Below are 17,166 nucleotides of genomic sequence, written 5' to 3'. Positions count from 1 at the left end.
TTTTCGAACGAGCGGTCGCCCGCCGGCGAGGGGTGCCCACCGCCGTCGGTGAGCCGGCCAGCGTCAGCGGGTCGGCTGCCGGCGCTCGTGGGACAGGTCGGCGTGGTGGTGGGCGCCGGGGTGGCAGTCCGGATCGGTGTGGACGGTGGCGCTGGTCAGTCGCGGTACGGCGTGGGTGAGTTGGTGTTCGGCGTCGGCGGCGATCTCGTGGGCGGCGACGAGGCTGAGGTGGGCGTCCACGACGAGTTCGGCTTCGGCGTGCAGGCGGTGGCCGATCCAGCGGAGCCGGACCGTGGTGACGTCGCGGACGCCGTCGACGGCGCGCAGCGTGGTTTCGGCCTGGTCGACGATGGCGGGGTCGACGGCGTCCATGAGCCGCCGGTAGACCTCGCGGGCGGCGTCCCTGAGGACGAAGGCGATGGCGACGGCGATCGCCAGGCCGACGACCGGGTCGGCCCAGCGCCAGCCGAGGGCGGCCCCACCGGCGGCGAGGAGCACGGCGAGGGAGGTGTAGCCGTCGGTGCGGGCGTGCAGGCCGTCGGCGACCAGGGCGGCGGAGCCGATGCGGCGGCCGACGCGGATGCGGTAGCGGGCGACCAGCTCGTTGCCGACGAAGCCGACGAAGCCGGCGGCGGCCACCCAGGGCAGGTGGGTCACTTCGGCCGGGTGCAGCAGCCGGGCGACGGCGGTCCAGGCGGCGGCGACGGCGGACGCCGCGATGACCGCGACGATGATGATCCCGGCGATGTCCTCGGCGCGGCCGTAGCCGTAGGTGTAGGCGCGGGTGGCGGCACGCCGGCCGAGGAGGAAGGCGATCGCCAGCGGTACGGCGGTCAGGGCGTCGGCGACGTTGTGCAGGGTGTCGCCGAGCAGGGCGACCGAGCCGGACAGCACGACGATGACGGCCTGGGCGACGGCGGTGATCCCGAGGCCCACGAGTGAGATCCACAGGGCGCGTAGCCCCGCACGGGAGGACTCCAACGCCGGGTCGATCTTCGCGCGGGAGTCGTGCGAGTGGGGGACGACCGCGTGGGTCAGCCGATGCCGCCACGCGGCGAGCCGGCCCCCGTGGTGGTGGCCGTGTTCGTGCGGGTGGTCGTGATCCTGGGTGTGCCCGTGGTCGTTCACCGCGTCTCCCAACGTCCTTGACGGCATAGCGGACCGGCATCCCCGACGGTGGCGATAATATGTGCTCATGTACGCACGCGACAATGTTGCAGGTGCCAACGACCTGCAACAACGTCTCCCTGTCGACAGCCAGGTCGAGGCGGCAACCGAGATGTTGCGGATGCTCGCGGACGGCACGCGGCTGCGGTTGATGTGGCTGCTCGTCGACGGGGAGCACGACGTGACCGCGCTGGTGGCGGCGCTGGGAGTGGCGCGGCCGGCGGTGTCGCAGCACCTGGGCAAGCTGCGGCTGGCAGGACTGGTCACCATGCGGCGCGACGGCCGACGCGCGCTGTACCGCGCCAGGGGAGGTCACGTGCGTCGGCTGGCAACCGAAGTGATGCACGCCGCGTCGCACCGGGTGGCCGGCATCCCCGACCACGACTGACGGCCCGGAGGAGCGGGAGTCCGGCGAGGGCGGCGATACGGTCGGCGGCCGCTGACGGCGCCGGCCGTCCCTGGCGGGGCGGCCGTTCGATCCCGGACGTTCAGCCCTGCCCGCTCCGGATCTGTGCGCTGTCGGCTGCGCCGCGCGCTCGGGCGACGAGGTCCTCAAGGCTGGCCAGGTAGGCGTCGAACCTCGCACGCCCGTTGTCCGTGAGGCGGACGGAGGTCTGACGCCGGACGTTGTGGTCCTTGCGGATCTCCACGAAGCCGGCCTGTTCGAGCGTCGTGAGTTGTTTGGACAGCGCGGAGTCACTGGTGCCGATGCTGTCCCGCAGGAAGGAGAACAGCACCCACTCGGCCGGGGCGAGCAGAGCGCAGATGTTCAACCGGGCGGGGGTGTGCAGGAACTCGTCCAGGCCGGCTGCGGGCAGCGGTGCGCCGGGGGCGGTGGGCGTCGCCGGTCGGGGGCGGTTCACGGGCGCAGGCTGGCGACCAGGCGCGCCTGCACCGGCCGGCTGAGCAGGGCGATGGTCACGGCGGCGCCGAGGGCGCCGAGGGTGTTGGGCATCGGCCACTGCAGGGCGCGGACGACGAACTGCACGGCGATGTCGGCGGCGAAGGCCAGGACGAAGGTCGCCACCAGCGCCACCTTCCAGTGCCGGGACGAGCGGGTCGGCCGGAGCTGGACGCCGCGGTTCCACGCCGTCCCCAGGCCGAGGACCACCAGCAACGCCCACAGCCAGATCATGTCCGCGTCGGTGAGCAGACCCAGGGCGATGACGCCGAGGCAGATGGTCCACAGCGCGCGTGGGGACCAGGCGGCGGTGCCGGCCTCGATGCTCTGACGACGACGCTCGGCCACCTGTGCCAGTGTCTGTTCTGCTTCGCGTGGGTTCATGGGCCCTCTCCCGATCGGACGAGTAGCTTTCCTCATAGGAAAGTAGCGCGTACTTTCCTGGCGGGCAAGTTGGGCCGCCTCCCGTGCCGGGATCGGAGAGAGAGGCTTCTGGCGTTCGGCGCGTCCGCTCCGCCCGATACGTGGCTCAGCTCAACCCGCGCCCACGCTGCGACGGCTCACTTCGCCTGCGGGAGGCGCAGGCGGCAGGATCATCCCCGCCCGCTTGACGGAACGCAGGGCGACGGCCACGTCGGCGTGCTGGAGGCCGGGGAGCTGGCCGATGGTGCCGGACAGGAACTCGTAGAGCGCGGCGTCGCTCTCCAGTGCGATCTCGCCGCACAGGTTCCGGTCTCCGGTCGTCGCGGCGATCATGAGCACGGCGGGGTGCGGCGAGCAGTTCGCCGGCCTGCCCGAGCTGCGTGGGGTTGACGCTGAGGGTGATGAAGGCGTTCACCGCGAGCCCGACGACGTTGGGCTCGACGACGGTCCGCATGCGCAGGAACCCCGCCGCCATCATCGCCGGCTCGTCGACGCGGCGGTGGGGGACGGCGCGCCCGCGCGTCCCCCACCGCCGCGTCGGTGTCCGACCCGGTGGTCGGCGGGCGGGCCCCCGACCGACCACCGGGCCGGGGCTCAGTGGGTCGGCCGGGGGGTGAGGAAGAAGGCCAGGACCGCGGCGGCGGCGGCGATGACGGCGCCCGTGGTGAAGCCGCGGGAGAAGCCGGCCGTGCTGGTGCCCGCGATGCTGGCCGCGGCCATGCTCGACACGACGGCGGCGCCGAGCGAGGCGCCGAACTCGTGGAAGGTGCTGACGATGCCGGACGCGAGACCGGCCTCCTGCGGCGCGACCTGACCGAGCGCGACGGCGGACGCCACGACGAAGAGGACGCCCGTGCCGGCGGCGGCGACGCTCACCCCGACGACGAGGGCCGCGGTCCCGTCGACGGCGGCGGGGACCGCCATGCCGGCGGCCGAGACGAGCAGGCCCAGGACGCCGAGGGTCCGTGCCCCGATCCGGCCGATGACGCGGCCGGCGGCGTTCGCGCCGAGCATGGTCGTGATCGCCACGGGCAGGAAGAGCAGCCCGGTGCGCAGGGCGCCGTAGCCCTGGTGGTTCTGGAGGTAGAACGTGCCCAGGAAGAAGACGGTGATCATCAGCGCGGTCGCGACGAGGATCAGCAGCGCCCCGGTCGCCACCGGCCGACGGAGCAGGAGCCGTACGTCCATCAGCGGGCTCGCGGCGCGGCGCTGGCGGACGACGAACGCGGCGTAGAGGAGCACGGCGGCCACCAGCAGCAGCAGGATCGTCGGGTTGCCCCAGCCGATGTCGCCGGCGCGGATCAGCGCGTAGATCAGCGATCCGGTGGCCGCCGTCACCAGCACCGCGCCGGGTACGTCGAGCCGGGCCGTCGCGCCGGTGGGCGCCTGGGGCGGAAGCTGCATCCGGAGGGCCAGCAGCAGGATGATCCCGACCGGCACGTTGACGAAGAACACCCAGGGCCAGCCCGGCCCGGCGGTGAGCAGGCCGCCGAGGAGGACGCCCAGGGCGGCGCCACCGCCGCCGAGCGCCGACCAGATGCCGAGCGCCTTGTTGCGCTCGTCGCCGTCGAAGATCGTGACGACGAGGGACAGGGCGGCGGGGGAGAGGATCGCCGCCGCGAGGCCCTGCCCGATGCGACCGCCCAGCAGCATGGGGCCGCTGGTCGCCAGGCCCGCCGTCAGGGACGCGGCGCTGAACAGCAGGAGCCCGGCGAGGACGAGGCGTCGGGCGCCGAACAGGTCCGCGGCGCGACCGCCGAGCAGCAGCAGGCCGCCGAACGTGAGGGTGTATCCACTCACCACCCACGTGAGGGCTTCCCGCTCCATGCCCAGGTCCGCCCCCATGTGCGGCAGGGCGATCGCGACGACGGTGACGTCCAGGATCAGCATCAGCTGGGCGATGCCGACGAGGCCCAGGATCCGCCAGCGCTGCGGGTGCGGACTTGCGGGTGTGGAAGTTTCGGTTGCGGTCACAGGTTCCGCCATGGCTGCCAGGCTCCTCCGCCAAGTTGAACGGTAGTGTTCAAGTTACGGAGACACGTTAACTCATGCAAGACTGTTCGACTTAGGGGAAGTTCCATGACTCGCCCACTTGCCAAGCCGACCCGCCGGGCCGACGCCCAGCAGAACGTGGAGAGGATCCTGGAGGCGGCGGTGACCTGCCTGAGCCGTGACCCCGACGCGAGCGTCAGCGAGATCGCACAGGCCGCGCGGGTGGGTCGGGTGACCCTCTACGGTCACTTCCCGTCCCGCGACGCCCTGGTCGAGGCCGCGCTGACCCGGGTGCTGGCCGAGGGGGAGGAGCTCCTGGCGGGCCTCGACCTGACCGGCGACCCGCGCGACGCGCTGCGCGTGCTGATCCGGTCGAGCTGGCTGCTGATCGCCCAGTCGAGTGCCGTCCTGGAGGCGGCGCAGGCGGCGCTGCCGCCCGAACGCGTGCACGAGCTGCACGCCGAGCCGGCGCGGCGCGTCGACCAGTTGATCCGCCGGGGTCAGGACGAAGGGGTGTTCCGGGCCGACCTGCCGGCCAGCTGGCTGACCAGCGTCCTGCACCACATCATGAAGGGCGCCGCCGTCGACGTGGCCAGCGGGCAGGTGGACCGGGCGGACGCCCCCCGCCTCATCTCCGAGACGGTTCTCGCCGCCTACCGGGTCGACGGATAGCGGACACGTAGGCACGGCCGACGGGCGCTGGCGCCACCGGCGGCACCCGTCGTATCGTCGCGGTCCGACGGCGCGGGCCCGCCACCACCGGGCCCCGGCGCGGTCGGCGCGGGGCGTCGTCCCTGGTGCTCCACCGGAACCCCACCGGATTGCGAGGACGCGGCTCGATACTGCGGAGATGCGTGGGAAGGAGTGCGCGATGTCCGTAGCCGAGTCCGTAACGGTACTGCTCGCGGCACCGCGTGCGTTCTGCGCCGGTGTCGAGCGTGCGATCGAGATCGTCGAGCGTGCGCTCGCCAGCCGGGGCAGCCCGGTGTACGTCCGCAAACAGATCGTCCACAACGCGCACGTCGTCGCCGACCTGGAGTCGCGCGGCGCCGTGTTCGTCGAGGAACTCGACGAGGTGCCCGCCGGCGCGACGGTGGTGTTCTCGGCGCACGGGGTGTCGCCCGTGGTGCGCGCCGAGGCCGCCCGGCTCGGCCTGGAGGTGTTCGACGCGACGTGTCCGCTGGTGGCGAAGGTGCACACGGAGGCGCGCCGGTACGCCGACCGGGGGGACACCGTCCTCCTCGTCGGGCACGCGGGGCACGAGGAGACCGAGGGCACCCTGGGCGAGGCGCCGGACCGGACGCTCCTCGTGCAGTCGCTGGAGGACGCGCGCACGGTCGAGGTGCCCGACCCGGACCGGGTGTCGTACCTGACCCAGACCACGCTGGCCGTGGACGAGACCGCCGAGGTGCTCGACGTGCTGCGCCAACGGTTCCCGGCGCTGCGCGGGCCGTCCTCGGCCGACATCTGCTACGCCTCGACCAACCGGCAGACGGCGTTGCGTACGGTCGCCGAGGAGTCCGACCTCGTGCTCGTGGTCGGCTCGACCAACTCGGCGAACACGCAACGACTCGTCGAGCTGGCCCGCCGCGCGGGCCGACCGGCCCACCTCATCGAGGACGCGGCGGAGATCCTGCCGGAGTGGCTGGCGGGTGTCACCATTGTCGGGGTCACCGCGGGCGCGTCCGCCCCGCCGCGCCTGGTCGAGGGGGTGGTCGAGGCGCTGCGGGCGCGCGGCCCGGTGACCGTGGTGGAGCGCGAGGTCGCCCGCGAGACCATCGAGTTCACCATGCCGGGCGCGGTGCGTTCCCTCTGACCCCGGACCGCAGCCTGTCGGGTTGCACGACGCCGCCCCGCCGCCCCACCGGACCGCGCGTACGGGGCGGTCCGGCGGGGCGGCCCGGCTACGCGGAAGCCTGGTACGTCGACTGCATCTTGTGCGAGAACCACTCCCCGACGGTCACCCGGTCGAGCCCGGCCTCGGCGCTCTCCTGGGCCAGCGGGCGCATGGGCTCGATCGTGGTGTCGTGGTTGGGCAGGTAGAAGAAGGGGATGGAGACGCGCGAGGGCGCGTCCGTCCCCTCCGGGTTGACCACCCGGTGCACGGTCGACGCCCACCGGCCGCCGGTCCAGAACGCCATCAGGTCGCCGATGTTCACCACGAAGCTGCCGGGGATGGCGGGCACGTCCAGCCAGTCGTCGTCGCCGCGCCGCACCTGGAGCCCGCCGAGCTCGTCCTCCACGTAGAGCACCGTCAGGCTGCCCCAGTCGGTGTGCATCTCCCGCCGCAGCACACCGTCGTCGGGCGTCGGGTAGTAGTAGTTGGCGATGATCAGGGACACGTGCTCGTCGAACTTGCTGTCGAAGAAGCCCTCCGGCAGCCCGAGCGCGAGCGCGAACAGCCGCATGATGTCCGCCGACAGTTCGGTCATGGCGGCGATGTACTCGTACCAGACGGCCTTGAAGTCGTCGTCCGGCCAGATGTTCGCCGCCTTCCAGGTGGCCGGGTGCGTGCCGAGCCGCGCGCGCTCCTCGTCGCTCAGGTCGCCCGTCACGTGCGCGGCGAACGCCTCGTACGGGCCGCCCGGGCGGCGCAGACCCGACACTCCGGAACCGCGGTTCGCGCTCCGGTCCTTCTCCTCCTCCGGTCGGGTGAAGAAGGTCTTGGTGGTGGTGTACATGCGGTTCACCAGGTCCCGGGGCACGCCGTGCCCCACGACGGTGAAGAACCCCGAACCCTCGCACGCCTTGCCGATGGCTGCCGCGATGGCCGCGCGCCCCTCGGCGGTGGTGCGGCCCGACAGGTCGATCGCCGGTACGAAATCCTGGACCACAACGGGTTCCACAACTGCCCGCCTCTCTCGCGACGTCATTACATTGATCGAAGCAATCCCGAGTCATCCCCCGGGAAGCCGCTGCGGCCCCGCTTCCCCCACGTGCGGGTAATTGCTCGGCGTACCTGGCGGTAAGGCAATGTTGAGACCGGCAGACATTCACGTGCACGATTGTGTTGTGGCGTACGAGGACGAGCAGTTGTCGCAGATGGTCGGGACGCTCGCCGACGCGGGCCGCCCGCTCTCCGGGGAGGCCGTGGGTCGGCTCGTCGCCGACCCGTCGGGTGTCGTGGCGGAGCCCGCCGTGCGTCTGCTCGTCGCCGCCGCGCAGGGGGACCCGCTGCTGCTGGCCGCCCTGCGCGAGGGGATCCGTGTCGAGGGCGTCACCGACGGGCCCGGCCGGGCGCGGACGCCGAGGCGGGTCCAGGAGCTGGTCCGCGCCACGCTGCGCGGCGCGCCCACCGGATCCTGGCAGCTGTTGCGGGTGGCCGCCGTGCTCGGCCGCTCCTGCCAGCTGGCGGAGCTGGCGGGGATGACCGGGCGGAACACCGCCCAGATGCTGCCGGACCTGGACGCGCTGCTCGACGCCGGACTGCTCGACTGGGTGGGCGACGACCTCGCCTTCCGGCACGAACTGGTGTGGTGGGCGGTGCTCGACGCCCTGCCGCCCGCCGTGCGGCAGGCGCTTCGCGCCGACCGCGACCGCCTGCGCCTGCGCCGGGCCGTGGCCGGTGCGTCCCGCGCCGCCGACCCGTCGGCCGAGCCAGTGGTCCCCGCCGACCTGCGGCGCAGGATCGGGCTGCGCTCCGCGCCGGCCGCCCGGGAGCACCGTCCGGACGCTGGCGGCGCGTGGGAGTCGTTCAGCGGCGTCGAGCGGGCCATCGCGCGACTCGTCGCCGAGGGCATGACCAACCGGCAGATCGCGACCCGGGTGCGACTGTCGCCGCACACGGTCAACTACCACCTGCGCGGCCTGTTCCGCCGGCTGGGCATCTCCTCGCGGGCGGAACTCGTCCGCCACGTGCCGGTCTCCTCCGCGGCGTAGGGGCGGTCCGGACCTTCCGGACACCACTGCCACATTACGTTTTCCGGCGCCGTTCACGCTCAATTCGACGAAGGGTCGACCGCGTCCAAAGGACTACCCTGATGAGTAGTGTCAATTCGGGTCCCGTGCTCATTCTGGTAGTCGGGGGAACCGCCGTCAGGCAGTAGTGTCGCCCGTATCGAATTTCGTTGGGTCAGCGGCAGGTAAATCCACGGGTACGACCGTGCTCACACCCGAGGGAAAACATGAACATCCGTACGCAACCGCGTGTCCACGAACTCATCGCCGTCCGCGCGGCGTCGCAGCCCGACCGGACCGCGGTCGTGCAGGGCGACGCGCACCTCAGCTACGCGGACCTTGAGCGCCGGGCCAACGGCCTGGCCCGCCACCTCGTCGACGAGGGCGTCGGCGCGGACTCCGTGGTCATGGTCCACCTGGAACGCTCCATCGACGCCATCGTCGGCCTGCTCGCCATCTGGAAGGCGGGCGCGGCCTACCTGCCCGTGGATCCGGGGCTGCCGGACAGCCGGGTCGAGGCGTTCGTGAAGGAGACCGACTGCACCACCGTCATCACCCACGGGCGTGACGTGGCGCGGTTCGCCGACCTGCCGGTCAGGGCGCTCACCGCGAGCGCCGCGGACGGCGCCGCGACCGCCCCGGCCGTGGCGGTGGGCGGCGGGGACGCCGCCTACATCATCTACACGTCGGGCTCCACGGGCACGCCGAAGGGCGTCGTGGTCAACCACGACTCGCTGAGCTACCTGTGCGGGGAACTGACCGGCCGCTACGGCGTCACCCCCGACGACCGGGTGTTGCAGTTCGGCGCGCTCTCCTTCGACACCTCCATCGAGCAGATCACGGTCGCGCTGCTCGGCGGGGCGACGCTGGTGCTGCCCGAGCTGAGCTGGGCGCCCAGCGAGCTGCCGGAGCGGCTGCGCCACCACGGGGTCACCGTCATGGACCTGACCCCCGCGTACTGGCGCCGCTTCCTCGCCGAGGCCGGCGCGGGGGCCCGCGACCTGCCGGTCCGGATGGTCATCGTGGGCGGCGAGGCGGTCAACGCGGAAGACTGCCGCACGGCGCTGGACCTGATGCCCGGGGTGCGGCTGGTCAACGCCTACGGGCTCACCGAGACCACGATCACCTCCTGTCTGATGGACCTGACCGCCGACGTGCTGCCCGCCCGCGGCGCGGCCCCGGTCGGCCGGCCACTGCCCGGCACCGTCGTGTACGTCCTCGACGAGCACGACCGGCCGGTCGGCCCCGGCGAGCGCGGCGAGATCCACATCGGCGGTCGCGGCGTGGCGCGCGGCTACCTGACCGAGGACGACGCCGGCCGCTTCCGTGCGGACCCGTTCGCGTCCGAGCCGGGCGCGCGGATGTACCGGACCGGTGACCTGGGCGCCTGGACCGCCGAGGGCAACCTCGAGGTGGTCGGGCGCATCGACCGGCAGGTAAAGATCCGTGGCTTCCGGGTGGAGCCCGGCGAGATCGAGGCGGCGCTGGCGGCGCACGACGGCGTCGACACGGTCGCCGTCACCACGTACGAGCACGACGGCCAGCGGCGCCTGGTCGCGTACCACACCGGCCCGCGGCCCCTGGACGTCGCGGAGCTGCGCGAGTTCGTCGGCCGCCACCTGCCCGACTACATGGTGCCGACGACGTTCGTCGCCCTCGACGAGCTGCCGCTGAAGACCAACGGCAAGGTCGACCTGGCCGCGCTGCCCGCGCCGCGGGTCACGGCGGTCGCGTCGGACAGCGGCGACGACACGCCCGTCGACCTGGTGGAGCGCGGCGTGACCCGGCTGTGGGCGCAGGTGCTCGGCGTGCCCCGGGTGCTGCCGGACGACAACTTCTTCGCGCAGGGCGGCAACTCGATCCTCGCCGCCGAGCTGCTCGCGAAGATCCGCGGCTCCTTCGGCGTGCTCATCACCCAGGTACGTCCGCTGATCCGGCTGCTGCTGGAGGACGCGACGCCGCGCGGCCTGGCGCGGGCGGTGCGCGAGGCCCGGGAAGGCACGCTCGCCGGCGACGACACCCGCAGGCGGGTGGACTTCGCCGCCGAGACGGAGCTGGACGTGGAGATCCGGCGCGACGTGCCCGGCGAGCCGCGCTGGCGGGACCCCCGCCACGTGTTCCTCACCGGCGCCACGGGCTTCCTGGGCATCTACCTGCTGCGGGAGCTGCTGACCAGCACGGACGCGGTGGTGCACTGCCTCGTGCGCGCCGACGGGCCGGAGCAGGGCCTGGCTCGCATCCAGGCCAATGCGCGGCACTACTTCGGCGAGGACCTCGCCGGCCACCAGGCGGCGGGCCGGATCGTCGCCGTCCCCGGCGATCTCGCGGCACCCGGGCTCGGCCTGTCCGAGGCCGCCTTCGACGAGCTGGCGCGCACGGTCGACGTCATCCACCACCCCGGCGGGGCGGTCAACTTCATCTACCCGTACTCGCACATGCGGCCGGCGAACGTCGACGGCACCCGCGAGATCATCCGGATGGCCGCGCGGCACCGCAACGTCCCGATCCACTACACCTCGACCATGGCCGTGGTCGCGGGCTTCGGCACCGCCGGCGTCCGGCACGTCGACGAGGACACCCCCCTGGCGTACGCCGACCACCTCTCCGTCGGGTACGTGGAGAGCAAGTGGGTGGCCGAGGCGCTGCTGCACCGGGCGGCCGAGCAGGGGCTGCCGGTGGCGATCTACCGGGCCGCCGACATCTCCGGCGACCGGGTCAACGGCGCGTGGAACATCGCCACGGAGATGTGCGCGATGAAGAAGTTCGTGGTGGACACCGGCACCGCCCCGGTCGCGGAGCTGCCGCTGGACTACACGCCGGTCGACGTGTTCGCCGCCGCGGTCGCGCACATCGCCCGGTCGTCCCGGCCCGCCGGCGAGGTCTACCACCTCACCAACCCCGGGAAGGTCAACATCTCGGTGCTGGTCGAGCGCCTGCGGGCGCACGGGCACGACATCCGCGAGGTGTCCTGGGCCGAGTGGCTCGACGAGATGGTGCGGGTCGCGGTCGAACAGCCCGACCATCCGATGACCCCCTTCGCGCCGCTGTTCATCGACCGCTGCGCGACGGGCCAGATGAGCGTCGCGGAGATGTACCTGGAGACGACGTTCCCGGTCTTCTCCCGCACCAACGTGGAGCACGCGTTGCGCGGCAGCGGCATCGAGATCCCCACGGTGGACGCGGAGATGCTCGACCGCTACATCGGCTACCTGACCCGCACCGAGTTCCTGCGGGCCGCGTGATGGCCTGGGAGACGCTCGACCTCACCCACGCCCCCACCGAGGGTCCGGTCGCGTTCGGCGACGACCTGTCCGCGACGACGCTTCTCGGCGCCTACCGGCACGGGCTGTTCCCGTTCCCGGCCGACACCGAGGAGCGGAAGATCGTCAGCGAGTTCACCTACGAGGCGGACGTCGCCGCCGGTCGGATCGCGGTGCTCGCCGGGAGCGCCGACCCGTACGCCGTCGCCTGGTGCTCGCCCGACCCGCGCCCGGTGATCCACGTCGACCGGGCCCGCATCCAGCGCAGCCTGCGGCGGCAGCTGCGCAACAAGGTCGAGTGGACGACGACGCTCGACGTCTGCTTCGACCGGGTGGTGCAGCACTGCCGCGTGGGCCGCGAGCCCCGGTGGCTGACCGACCGGCTCGTGTCGGCGCTGCGCGAGCTGCACGCGGCGGGGCACGCCCACAGCGTCGAGGTGTGGGAGGGCGACGAGCTGGTCGGCGGCACGTTCGGCGTACGGGTCGGCGGCGTGTTCAGCGCCGACTCCCAGTTCGCCCTGCGCAGCGGCGCCGCGAAGGTCGCGGTCGCGTGCCTGGTGCGGCGCGTCGCGGAGAGCGGCGGCGTGGCGGTCGACGTCCAGCACGACGGCGACCACGCGAAGCTCATCGGCGCGGTCGCGGTGCCCCGCGCCGAATACCTGGCGCTGCTGCGCAGGCACGCCGACGACCACTGCGCCATGCCCGCGGACCCGCTGCCCGCGCGCAGCCTGGCCGCCTGACCGACGGAGGTGACCCCGTGCGCGTGTTGACGCTCGCCGAGCGACCGGACCTGCGGGACGCGATGCTCCACATGGAGGCCTCGTGGCCCGAGTACATCCCGCCCGAGCCGATGGTGATCGGCTGGGCCTTCGACCGGTACCCGGAGCACCAGCTTGTCGTCGTCGAATCCGACGACACGGTGGTGGCCCGCGCGGCCGCCGTGCCGTTCGCGTGGGACGGCGACCCGGCGAGCCTGCCCGACACCGGCTGGGACGCGGTGCTGGGGATGAGCATGCTCGACACCTCCGCCGGCCGCGAGCTCACCGCGCTGTGCGCGCTGGAGATAGCCGTGGTGCCCGGCATGCAGGCCCGGAACATGTCGGGGCGCGTCCTGGCGGCGGTCAAGGACAACGCCCGCCGGCACGGCTACCGCGACGTCGTCGGGCCGGTCCGGCCCAGCGGCAAGCACGCCGAGCCGCACGAGCCGATGACCGGGTACGCCGCCCGGACCCGCGACGACGGGCTGCCGGCCGACCCGTGGCTGCGCGTCCACGTCCGGGCGGGCGGTCAGGTCCTCGACGTCTGCCCGGCCTCCATGACGATCTCCGGCAGCCTCGCGCAGTGGCGCGCCTGGACCGGGCTGCCCTTCGACACCAGCGGACCGGTCGTCGTGCCGGGTGCCCTGACCCCGGTCGAGGTGAACGTCGACCACGACCACGCCGTCTACGTCGAACCCAACGTGTGGGTCCGACACTCCCTCGCGGAAAGGCATGCCTCATGACCAGCACCGTCCCGACCACCCTGGCCTCCAAGATCCGCAACCGCGCCGCGCTGATCGAGATCATCGGCGGGTACATGGCCTCGCAGTCGCTCGCGCTCGCCGCCGAGCTGAAGCTCGCCGACCACATCCACGACGGCCGCGTCACGAGCGCGCAGCTCGCCGAGGCGACGGGCACCCACGCGCCGTCGCTGCACCGGCTGCTGCGGACCCTCGTGGCCGTCGGCCTGCTGGCCGAGCCGACGCCGGGCGAGTTCCGGCTGACGGAGGTGGGCGAGCAGCTGCGCACCGACTCGCCGAACTCGCTGTGGGCGTTCACCCGGTTCTTCACCAACCCCACGCTGTTCTCGTCCTGGCAGCAGGTGCGGCACACCATCGAGACCGGTGAGTGCGCCTTCGACCACGTGCACGGCCGGAACGCCTACGAGCACCTCGCCGAGCACCCCGAGCTGTCCGCGCTGTTCAACGTGGCGATGGGGCAGGAGTCGAGGGTGTCCGCCCAACTCGTCGCGAACGGGTACGACTTCTCCGGCGTCCGTACCGTCGTGGACGTCGGCGGCGGCGACGGCACGCTGCTCGCCGCGATCCTCGGCACCCACGAGCACCTGACCGGGGTGTGCTTCGACAGCGCCGCGGGCGTCGCCGAGGCCGCCGGCGTGCTCGCCGCGGCCGGGGTGTCCGACCGCTGCGAGATCGTGGCGGGCGACTTCTTCTCGTCGGTCCCCGGGGGCGGCGAGCTGTACATCATCAAGAGCGTCTTCCAGGACTGGAACGACGAGAACGCCCGGAAGCTGCTGAGCACGGTGCGCGCGCACATGCCCGCCGACGCGACGCTGCTGATCGTCGGCTCGGTGCTGCCGGACACCGCGAACACCGACAACCCGGTGATGTTCTACACGGACATCAACATGCTGGTGACCGCGGGCGGTCGGGAGCGCACCGAGAGCGAGTTCCGGGCCCTGCTCGCCGACACCGGCTTCACCGTCGAGTGGTGCGGACACGGCGCCGCCGGGCCGCTCTCCCTGATCAAGGCCGTTCCGGCGAGCTGAGCACGTCGAGTACGGGCCATGTCCACACCGCCCCGGGCGGGGTGGGCGTGGCCCGTCCGTGTCCCGATCCAGAGCACCCGTCGACCGGGGAGGCAACGATGTCCAGACCGAGTTTCGGCAGCGAACTCCTGCGCGGCAGGCTGCGGGTCGACCTGCTCGACCCACTGCCCGACGCCGGGATCGACGCCGACGCCGAGGCGTTCCTCGCGCGGCTGCGCGCGTTCTGCGCCGACAAGGTGGACGGCCGGCTCATCGAGCGCGAGGACCGGATCCCCGACGAGGTGGTCGACGGCCTGCGCGACCTCGGCGCGTTCGCCGTCAAGCTCCCCCGGGAGTACGGCGGGCTCGGCCTGTCGGGGGTCTGCTACCACCGGGCGCTGATGATCGTCAGTACCGCGCACTCCTCGCTCGGTGAGCTGCTCGGCGCGCACCAGGCGATCGGCCTCATCCAGCCGCTGCGGCTGTTCGGCACCGACGCGCAGCGGCGTGAGCTGCTGCCGAGGTGCGTACGCGAGATCTCCGCCTTCGCCCTCACCGAGCCGGACATCGGCAACGATCCCTTCCGGATGCGGACCACCGCCACGCCCACCGACGACGGCGGCTACCGGCTCGACGGGGTGAAGCTGTGGACGACCAACGGCACCATCGCCCACCTGATCGTGGTGATGGCCGTGGTCCCGCCCTCCGGCAGCGGCCCGGGAGGCATGTCCGCGTTCGTCGTGGAGGCCGACGCGCCCGGGGTCACCGTGGAGCACCGCAGCTCCTTCCTGGGGCTGCGCGGTTTGGAGAACGGGGTCGTCCGGCTGCACGACGTCGTGGTGCCCGCGAGCCGCCGGATCGGGCCGGAGGGGGAGGGGCTCCAGGTGGCGCTCGCCGCGCAGGACACCGGCCGGCTCTCCATGCCCGCCGTCTGCGCCGCCGCCGCCAAGTGGAGCCTCAGGATCGCCCGCGAGTGGTCGGGCGTCCGTGTGCAGTGGGACCGTCCGATCGGCGAGCACGAGGCGGTGGCGGGCAAGATCGCCTACATCGCGGCGACCGCCTTCGCCCTGGAGGCCATGGTCGAGGTGTCCGGCCGGCACGCCGACGCCGGCGTGCTGGACACGCACACGGAGGCCGAGCTGGCGAAGCTGTTCGCGTCGGAGCAGGCGTGGCGGATCGTCGACGAGCTCATGCAGATCCGGGGCGGTCGCGGGTACGAGACCGCGGAGTCGGCCGCCGCGCGCGGTGAGCGCGGCGTCCCCGTCGAGCAGCTGTTCCGGGACCTGCGCATCGGTCGGATCTTCGACGGCTCCAGCGAGGCGCTGCGGGTGTTCGTCGGGACCGACGCGCTGGCGGACGAACGGGGACCGGCCGACCGGTCGACGCCGTTCACGCCGCCGCCGGGCTTCGGCGACCTGGCCGGGCACCTGTCGTTCGTCGACGCGACGAGCGCCGAGCTGGCCCGGCACCTCGCCGACGGCCGGGAGCGGTGGGGCGAGGCGGTCGCCCAGCGGCAGCTCTTCCTCGGCCGCGTCGTGGACGTCGCCGCCGAGCTGTACGCGATGACCGCCGCCTGCGTGTACGCCAAGGCGCTCGGCGGCACGGCGGTCGAGCTGGCCGACGCCTTCTGCCGACAGTCCCGCCAGCGGGTGGCGGAGCTCCGCCGGCGGCTGGGGGACAACACCGACGGCGACGACGTCGCGGTCGCCCGGCGGGTGCTGGGCGGCAGCTTCACCTGGTTGGAAGAGGGCGTGCTCGACGCGTCCATCGAGGGGCCGTGGATCGCCGAGCCCGAACCGGGACCGGCGAGCGGCCCGAACCTGCACCGCACGATTCGGAGGTGACTAGTGGACGAGCACGTGGCAGAGCTGGTGGCACAGGGCCGGCGGTCGCTGGAGCTGGCGCCCAACCGGTTCCTGGAGCTGCTGGAGCGCGGTGAGGTGCCGGTCGACCGGCTGCGCGCCCTGGCCGGCGAGCTGTACCACCTGGTGTCCAGCGACCGGAGCAGCTTCGCGTTCCTGGCGGCCCGCTTCCCCGAGCCGTTGTTCCTGGCGATGGCGGGCGCCGAGGAGGAGGCGCTGGGCCTGCTGCCGGCCTTCGCCGCCGCGGTGGGCCTGGGGGAGAAGGAGCTGCGGGCGCACGAGCCGCGACCGCTGGCCCAGGCGTACCCCGCCTTCATCGTCCGGACCGCCGTGTTCGGGCCGCGGTCGGCGATCCCGCTGGCCCTGCTGGTCAACGTCGAGGAGTCGGGCGGCTTCTACGCCCGGGTGGCCGACGCCCTCCAGGCGCGGTACGGGTTCCCCGACGAGGCGGTCGCGCACTTCCGCTACTTCGCCGAGACGCCGGACGAGGTGCTGGAGCAGGCGGCCGGGGTGGTGTCGGCCGGCCTCTCGGCGGGCGACGACCCGGTGGAGGCCCTGCGCGCGGCGCGGATGGTGCACGCCTACGAGGCGGTGTTCTGGGCGACGATGGCAGAGTGACCCCGGGACCGGGGTGGACCCGCCCCGCTCAGGGCAGGTCCACCTCGATCCGGCGGTCGATCCGGTCCTCGATCCAGGTGCTGGTGTCGACGAGCCACACGCGGTCCACCGAGATCTGGTAGATGCGGTGCTCCGCCGGCGGCAGCAGCGCCGACACGGGCAGGGTGTACTCCGCCCTGCTGGTCTCGTCCGGCAGCAGGGCGTCGTAGAACGTGCCGTGGTGGGCGCGTACCTCGTCGGCGGTCAGCTCCCGGCAGGTGCCGGTGAACTGGGCGCCGTCGACCTCGGTGAGCCCGCCGTCGCCGGTGACGAAGAGCGCCCCGCTCACCGTCGGGCGGGCCGCCACGTGCCGGCTGTGCCGGGACTGGGTCGCGGAGCCGAACAGGAAGCGCAGCGGGTCGGGCAGCCACGCGTACTGCAGCACCGCCGTCCACGGCCGGCGGTCGGGGGAAACCGTGGACAGGGACAGGTACTTCGCGTCGGCGAGGACGCGGTGCAGCCGGTCGACGAGTTCCATGGT

At 73.0% G+C, this 17,166-nt stretch carries 17 protein-coding genes; 10 read left to right on the top strand and 7 right to left on the bottom strand.

Features of this window, described 5'->3' with window-relative positions; genetic code table 11:
- Window positions 1-63 precede the first annotated feature (63 nt).
- The gene (locus DER29_RS05210; protein ID WP_121396289.1) at window positions 64-1,155 is read right to left on the bottom strand and encodes a cation diffusion facilitator family transporter; all 1,092 of its coding nucleotides are present in this window, start codon (window positions 1,153-1,155) and stop codon (window positions 64-66) included.
- A 40-nt stretch (window positions 1,156-1,195) separates the two neighbouring features.
- Between DER29_RS05210 and DER29_RS05205 the strand changes: the two genes are divergently transcribed.
- On the top strand, window positions 1,196-1,555 hold the full coding sequence (locus DER29_RS05205) for a metalloregulator ArsR/SmtB family transcription factor (protein WP_121396288.1): 360 nt from the start codon (window positions 1,196-1,198) through the stop codon (window positions 1,553-1,555).
- Window positions 1,556-1,655: 100 nt separating this feature from the next.
- Here DER29_RS05205 and DER29_RS05200 read toward each other — a convergent pair whose 3' ends face one another.
- The 4 genes from DER29_RS05200 to DER29_RS05185 form a co-directional block, all read right to left on the bottom strand.
- The gene (locus DER29_RS05200) at window positions 1,656-2,030 is read right to left on the bottom strand and encodes a transcriptional regulator (protein WP_233599641.1); all 375 of its coding nucleotides are present in this window, start codon (window positions 2,028-2,030) and stop codon (window positions 1,656-1,658) included.
- Complete coding sequence (locus DER29_RS05195) at window positions 2,027-2,416, bottom strand: hypothetical protein (protein ID WP_121396287.1); 390 nt, start codon at window positions 2,414-2,416, stop codon at window positions 2,027-2,029. The genes DER29_RS05200 and DER29_RS05195 overlap by 4 nt, the downstream gene beginning before the upstream one ends.
- A 186-nt stretch (window positions 2,417-2,602) precedes the next feature.
- Window positions 2,603-2,824 (bottom strand): hypothetical protein, encoded by a 222-nt coding sequence (locus DER29_RS05190; RefSeq protein ID WP_148709976.1) that lies wholly within the window; start codon window positions 2,822-2,824, stop codon window positions 2,603-2,605.
- 261 nt (window positions 2,825-3,085) lie between these two features.
- Window positions 3,086-4,477 (bottom strand): MFS transporter, encoded by a 1,392-nt coding sequence (locus tag DER29_RS05185; RefSeq protein ID WP_121396285.1) that lies wholly within the window; start codon window positions 4,475-4,477, stop codon window positions 3,086-3,088.
- Between the two features lie 93 nt (window positions 4,478-4,570).
- On the opposite strand from DER29_RS05185, the gene DER29_RS05180 reads away from it, so the two are divergent.
- Together DER29_RS05180 and ispH are read left to right on the top strand one after the other, a co-directional pair.
- Window positions 4,571-5,155: a TetR/AcrR family transcriptional regulator gene (locus tag DER29_RS05180; protein ID WP_121396284.1), complete on the top strand. Its 585-nt coding sequence runs from the start codon at window positions 4,571-4,573 to the stop codon at window positions 5,153-5,155.
- A gap of 199 nt (window positions 5,156-5,354) precedes the next feature.
- The gene (gene ispH / locus DER29_RS05175) at window positions 5,355-6,299 is read left to right on the top strand and encodes a 4-hydroxy-3-methylbut-2-enyl diphosphate reductase (RefSeq protein WP_233599640.1); all 945 of its coding nucleotides are present in this window, start codon (window positions 5,355-5,357) and stop codon (window positions 6,297-6,299) included.
- Window positions 6,300-6,387: 88 nt separating this feature from the next.
- Here the strand turns inward: ispH and DER29_RS05170 are convergent, their stop codons facing one another.
- Window positions 6,388-7,317 carry an isopenicillin N synthase family oxygenase gene (locus DER29_RS05170; protein WP_199729135.1) on the bottom strand — a complete coding sequence of 310 codons (930 nt, stop codon included), beginning with the start codon at window positions 7,315-7,317 and terminating at the stop codon, window positions 6,388-6,390.
- A 178-nt stretch (window positions 7,318-7,495) separates the two neighbouring features.
- Here DER29_RS05170 and DER29_RS34455 point away from each other — a divergent pair, with 178 nt between their 5' ends.
- The 7 genes from DER29_RS34455 to DER29_RS05135 all read left to right on the top strand — a co-directional run bounded on the left by DER29_RS34455 (window position 7,496) and on the right by DER29_RS05135 (window position 16,646).
- Window positions 7,496-8,362 carry a helix-turn-helix transcriptional regulator gene (locus tag DER29_RS34455; RefSeq protein ID WP_199729133.1) on the top strand — a complete coding sequence of 289 codons (867 nt, stop codon included), beginning with the start codon at window positions 7,496-7,498 and terminating at the stop codon, window positions 8,360-8,362.
- 245 nt (window positions 8,363-8,607) lie between these two features.
- Window positions 8,608-11,622, top strand: a complete 3,015-nt coding sequence (locus DER29_RS05160) for a non-ribosomal peptide synthetase (protein ID WP_121396281.1) — start codon at window positions 8,608-8,610, stop codon at window positions 11,620-11,622.
- On the top strand, window positions 11,622-12,380 hold the full coding sequence (locus DER29_RS05155; RefSeq protein ID WP_121396280.1) for a leucyl/phenylalanyl-tRNA--protein transferase: 759 nt from the start codon (window positions 11,622-11,624) through the stop codon (window positions 12,378-12,380). Before DER29_RS05160 ends, DER29_RS05155 begins: the two co-directional genes overlap by 1 nt.
- Before the next feature lie 17 nt (window positions 12,381-12,397).
- Window positions 12,398-13,141 (top strand): N-acetyltransferase, encoded by a 744-nt coding sequence (locus DER29_RS05150; RefSeq protein WP_233599639.1) that lies wholly within the window; start codon window positions 12,398-12,400, stop codon window positions 13,139-13,141.
- A complete protein-coding gene (locus DER29_RS05145; RefSeq protein ID WP_121396279.1) occupies window positions 13,138-14,187 on the top strand; it encodes a methyltransferase in 1,050 nt (349 codons plus the stop codon). The genes DER29_RS05150 and DER29_RS05145 overlap by 4 nt, the downstream gene beginning before the upstream one ends.
- 98 nt (window positions 14,188-14,285) lie before the next feature.
- Window positions 14,286-16,010 (top strand): acyl-CoA dehydrogenase family protein, encoded by a 1,725-nt coding sequence (locus DER29_RS05140; RefSeq protein ID WP_121396278.1) that lies wholly within the window; start codon window positions 14,286-14,288, stop codon window positions 16,008-16,010.
- A 3-nt stretch (window positions 16,011-16,013) separates the two neighbouring features.
- Complete coding sequence (locus DER29_RS05135) at window positions 16,014-16,646, top strand: transcriptional regulator (protein WP_121396277.1); 633 nt, start codon at window positions 16,014-16,016, stop codon at window positions 16,644-16,646.
- A gap of 28 nt (window positions 16,647-16,674) precedes the next feature.
- On the opposite strand, the gene DER29_RS05130 is transcribed toward DER29_RS05135, so the two are convergent.
- On the bottom strand, window positions 16,675-17,163 hold the full coding sequence (locus DER29_RS05130) for a pyridoxamine 5'-phosphate oxidase family protein (protein WP_121396276.1): 489 nt from the start codon (window positions 17,161-17,163) through the stop codon (window positions 16,675-16,677).
- Window positions 17,164-17,166: the final 3 nt, after the last annotated feature.

The sequence above is a fragment of the Micromonospora sp. M71_S20 genome (assembly GCF_003664255.1).
Taxonomy (GTDB): Bacteria; Actinomycetota; Actinomycetes; order Mycobacteriales; family Micromonosporaceae; genus Micromonospora.
The sequence above is the reverse complement of the archived record's forward strand: the minus strand, read 5'-3'. Positions and strand labels throughout refer to the sequence as shown.

Coding starts and splice junctions, on each gene's coding strand:
- DER29_RS05180 (WP_121396284.1), top strand. CDS start 4,571: ATGACTCGCCCACTTGCCAAGCCGACCCGCCGGGCCGACGCCCAGCAG.
- DER29_RS05160 (WP_121396281.1), top strand. CDS start 8,608: ATGAACATCCGTACGCAACCGCGTGTCCACGAACTCATCGCCGTCCGC.
- DER29_RS05145 (WP_121396279.1), top strand. CDS start 13,138: ATGACCAGCACCGTCCCGACCACCCTGGCCTCCAAGATCCGCAACCGC.
- DER29_RS05190 (WP_148709976.1), bottom strand. CDS start 2,824: ATGATCGCCGCGACGACCGGAGACCGGAACCTGTGCGGCGAGATCGCA.
- DER29_RS05185 (WP_121396285.1), bottom strand. CDS start 4,477: ATGGCGGAACCTGTGACCGCAACCGAAACTTCCACACCCGCAAGTCCG.
- ispH (WP_233599640.1), top strand. CDS start 5,355: ATGTCCGTAGCCGAGTCCGTAACGGTACTGCTCGCGGCACCGCGTGCG.
- DER29_RS05205 (WP_121396288.1), top strand. CDS start 1,196: ATGTACGCACGCGACAATGTTGCAGGTGCCAACGACCTGCAACAACGT.
- DER29_RS05155 (WP_121396280.1), top strand. CDS start 11,622: ATGGCCTGGGAGACGCTCGACCTCACCCACGCCCCCACCGAGGGTCCG.
- DER29_RS05140 (WP_121396278.1), top strand. CDS start 14,286: ATGTCCAGACCGAGTTTCGGCAGCGAACTCCTGCGCGGCAGGCTGCGG.
- DER29_RS05210 (WP_121396289.1), bottom strand. CDS start 1,155: ATGCCGTCAAGGACGTTGGGAGACGCGGTGAACGACCACGGGCACACC.
- DER29_RS05130 (WP_121396276.1), bottom strand. CDS start 17,163: ATGGAACTCGTCGACCGGCTGCACCGCGTCCTCGCCGACGCGAAGTAC.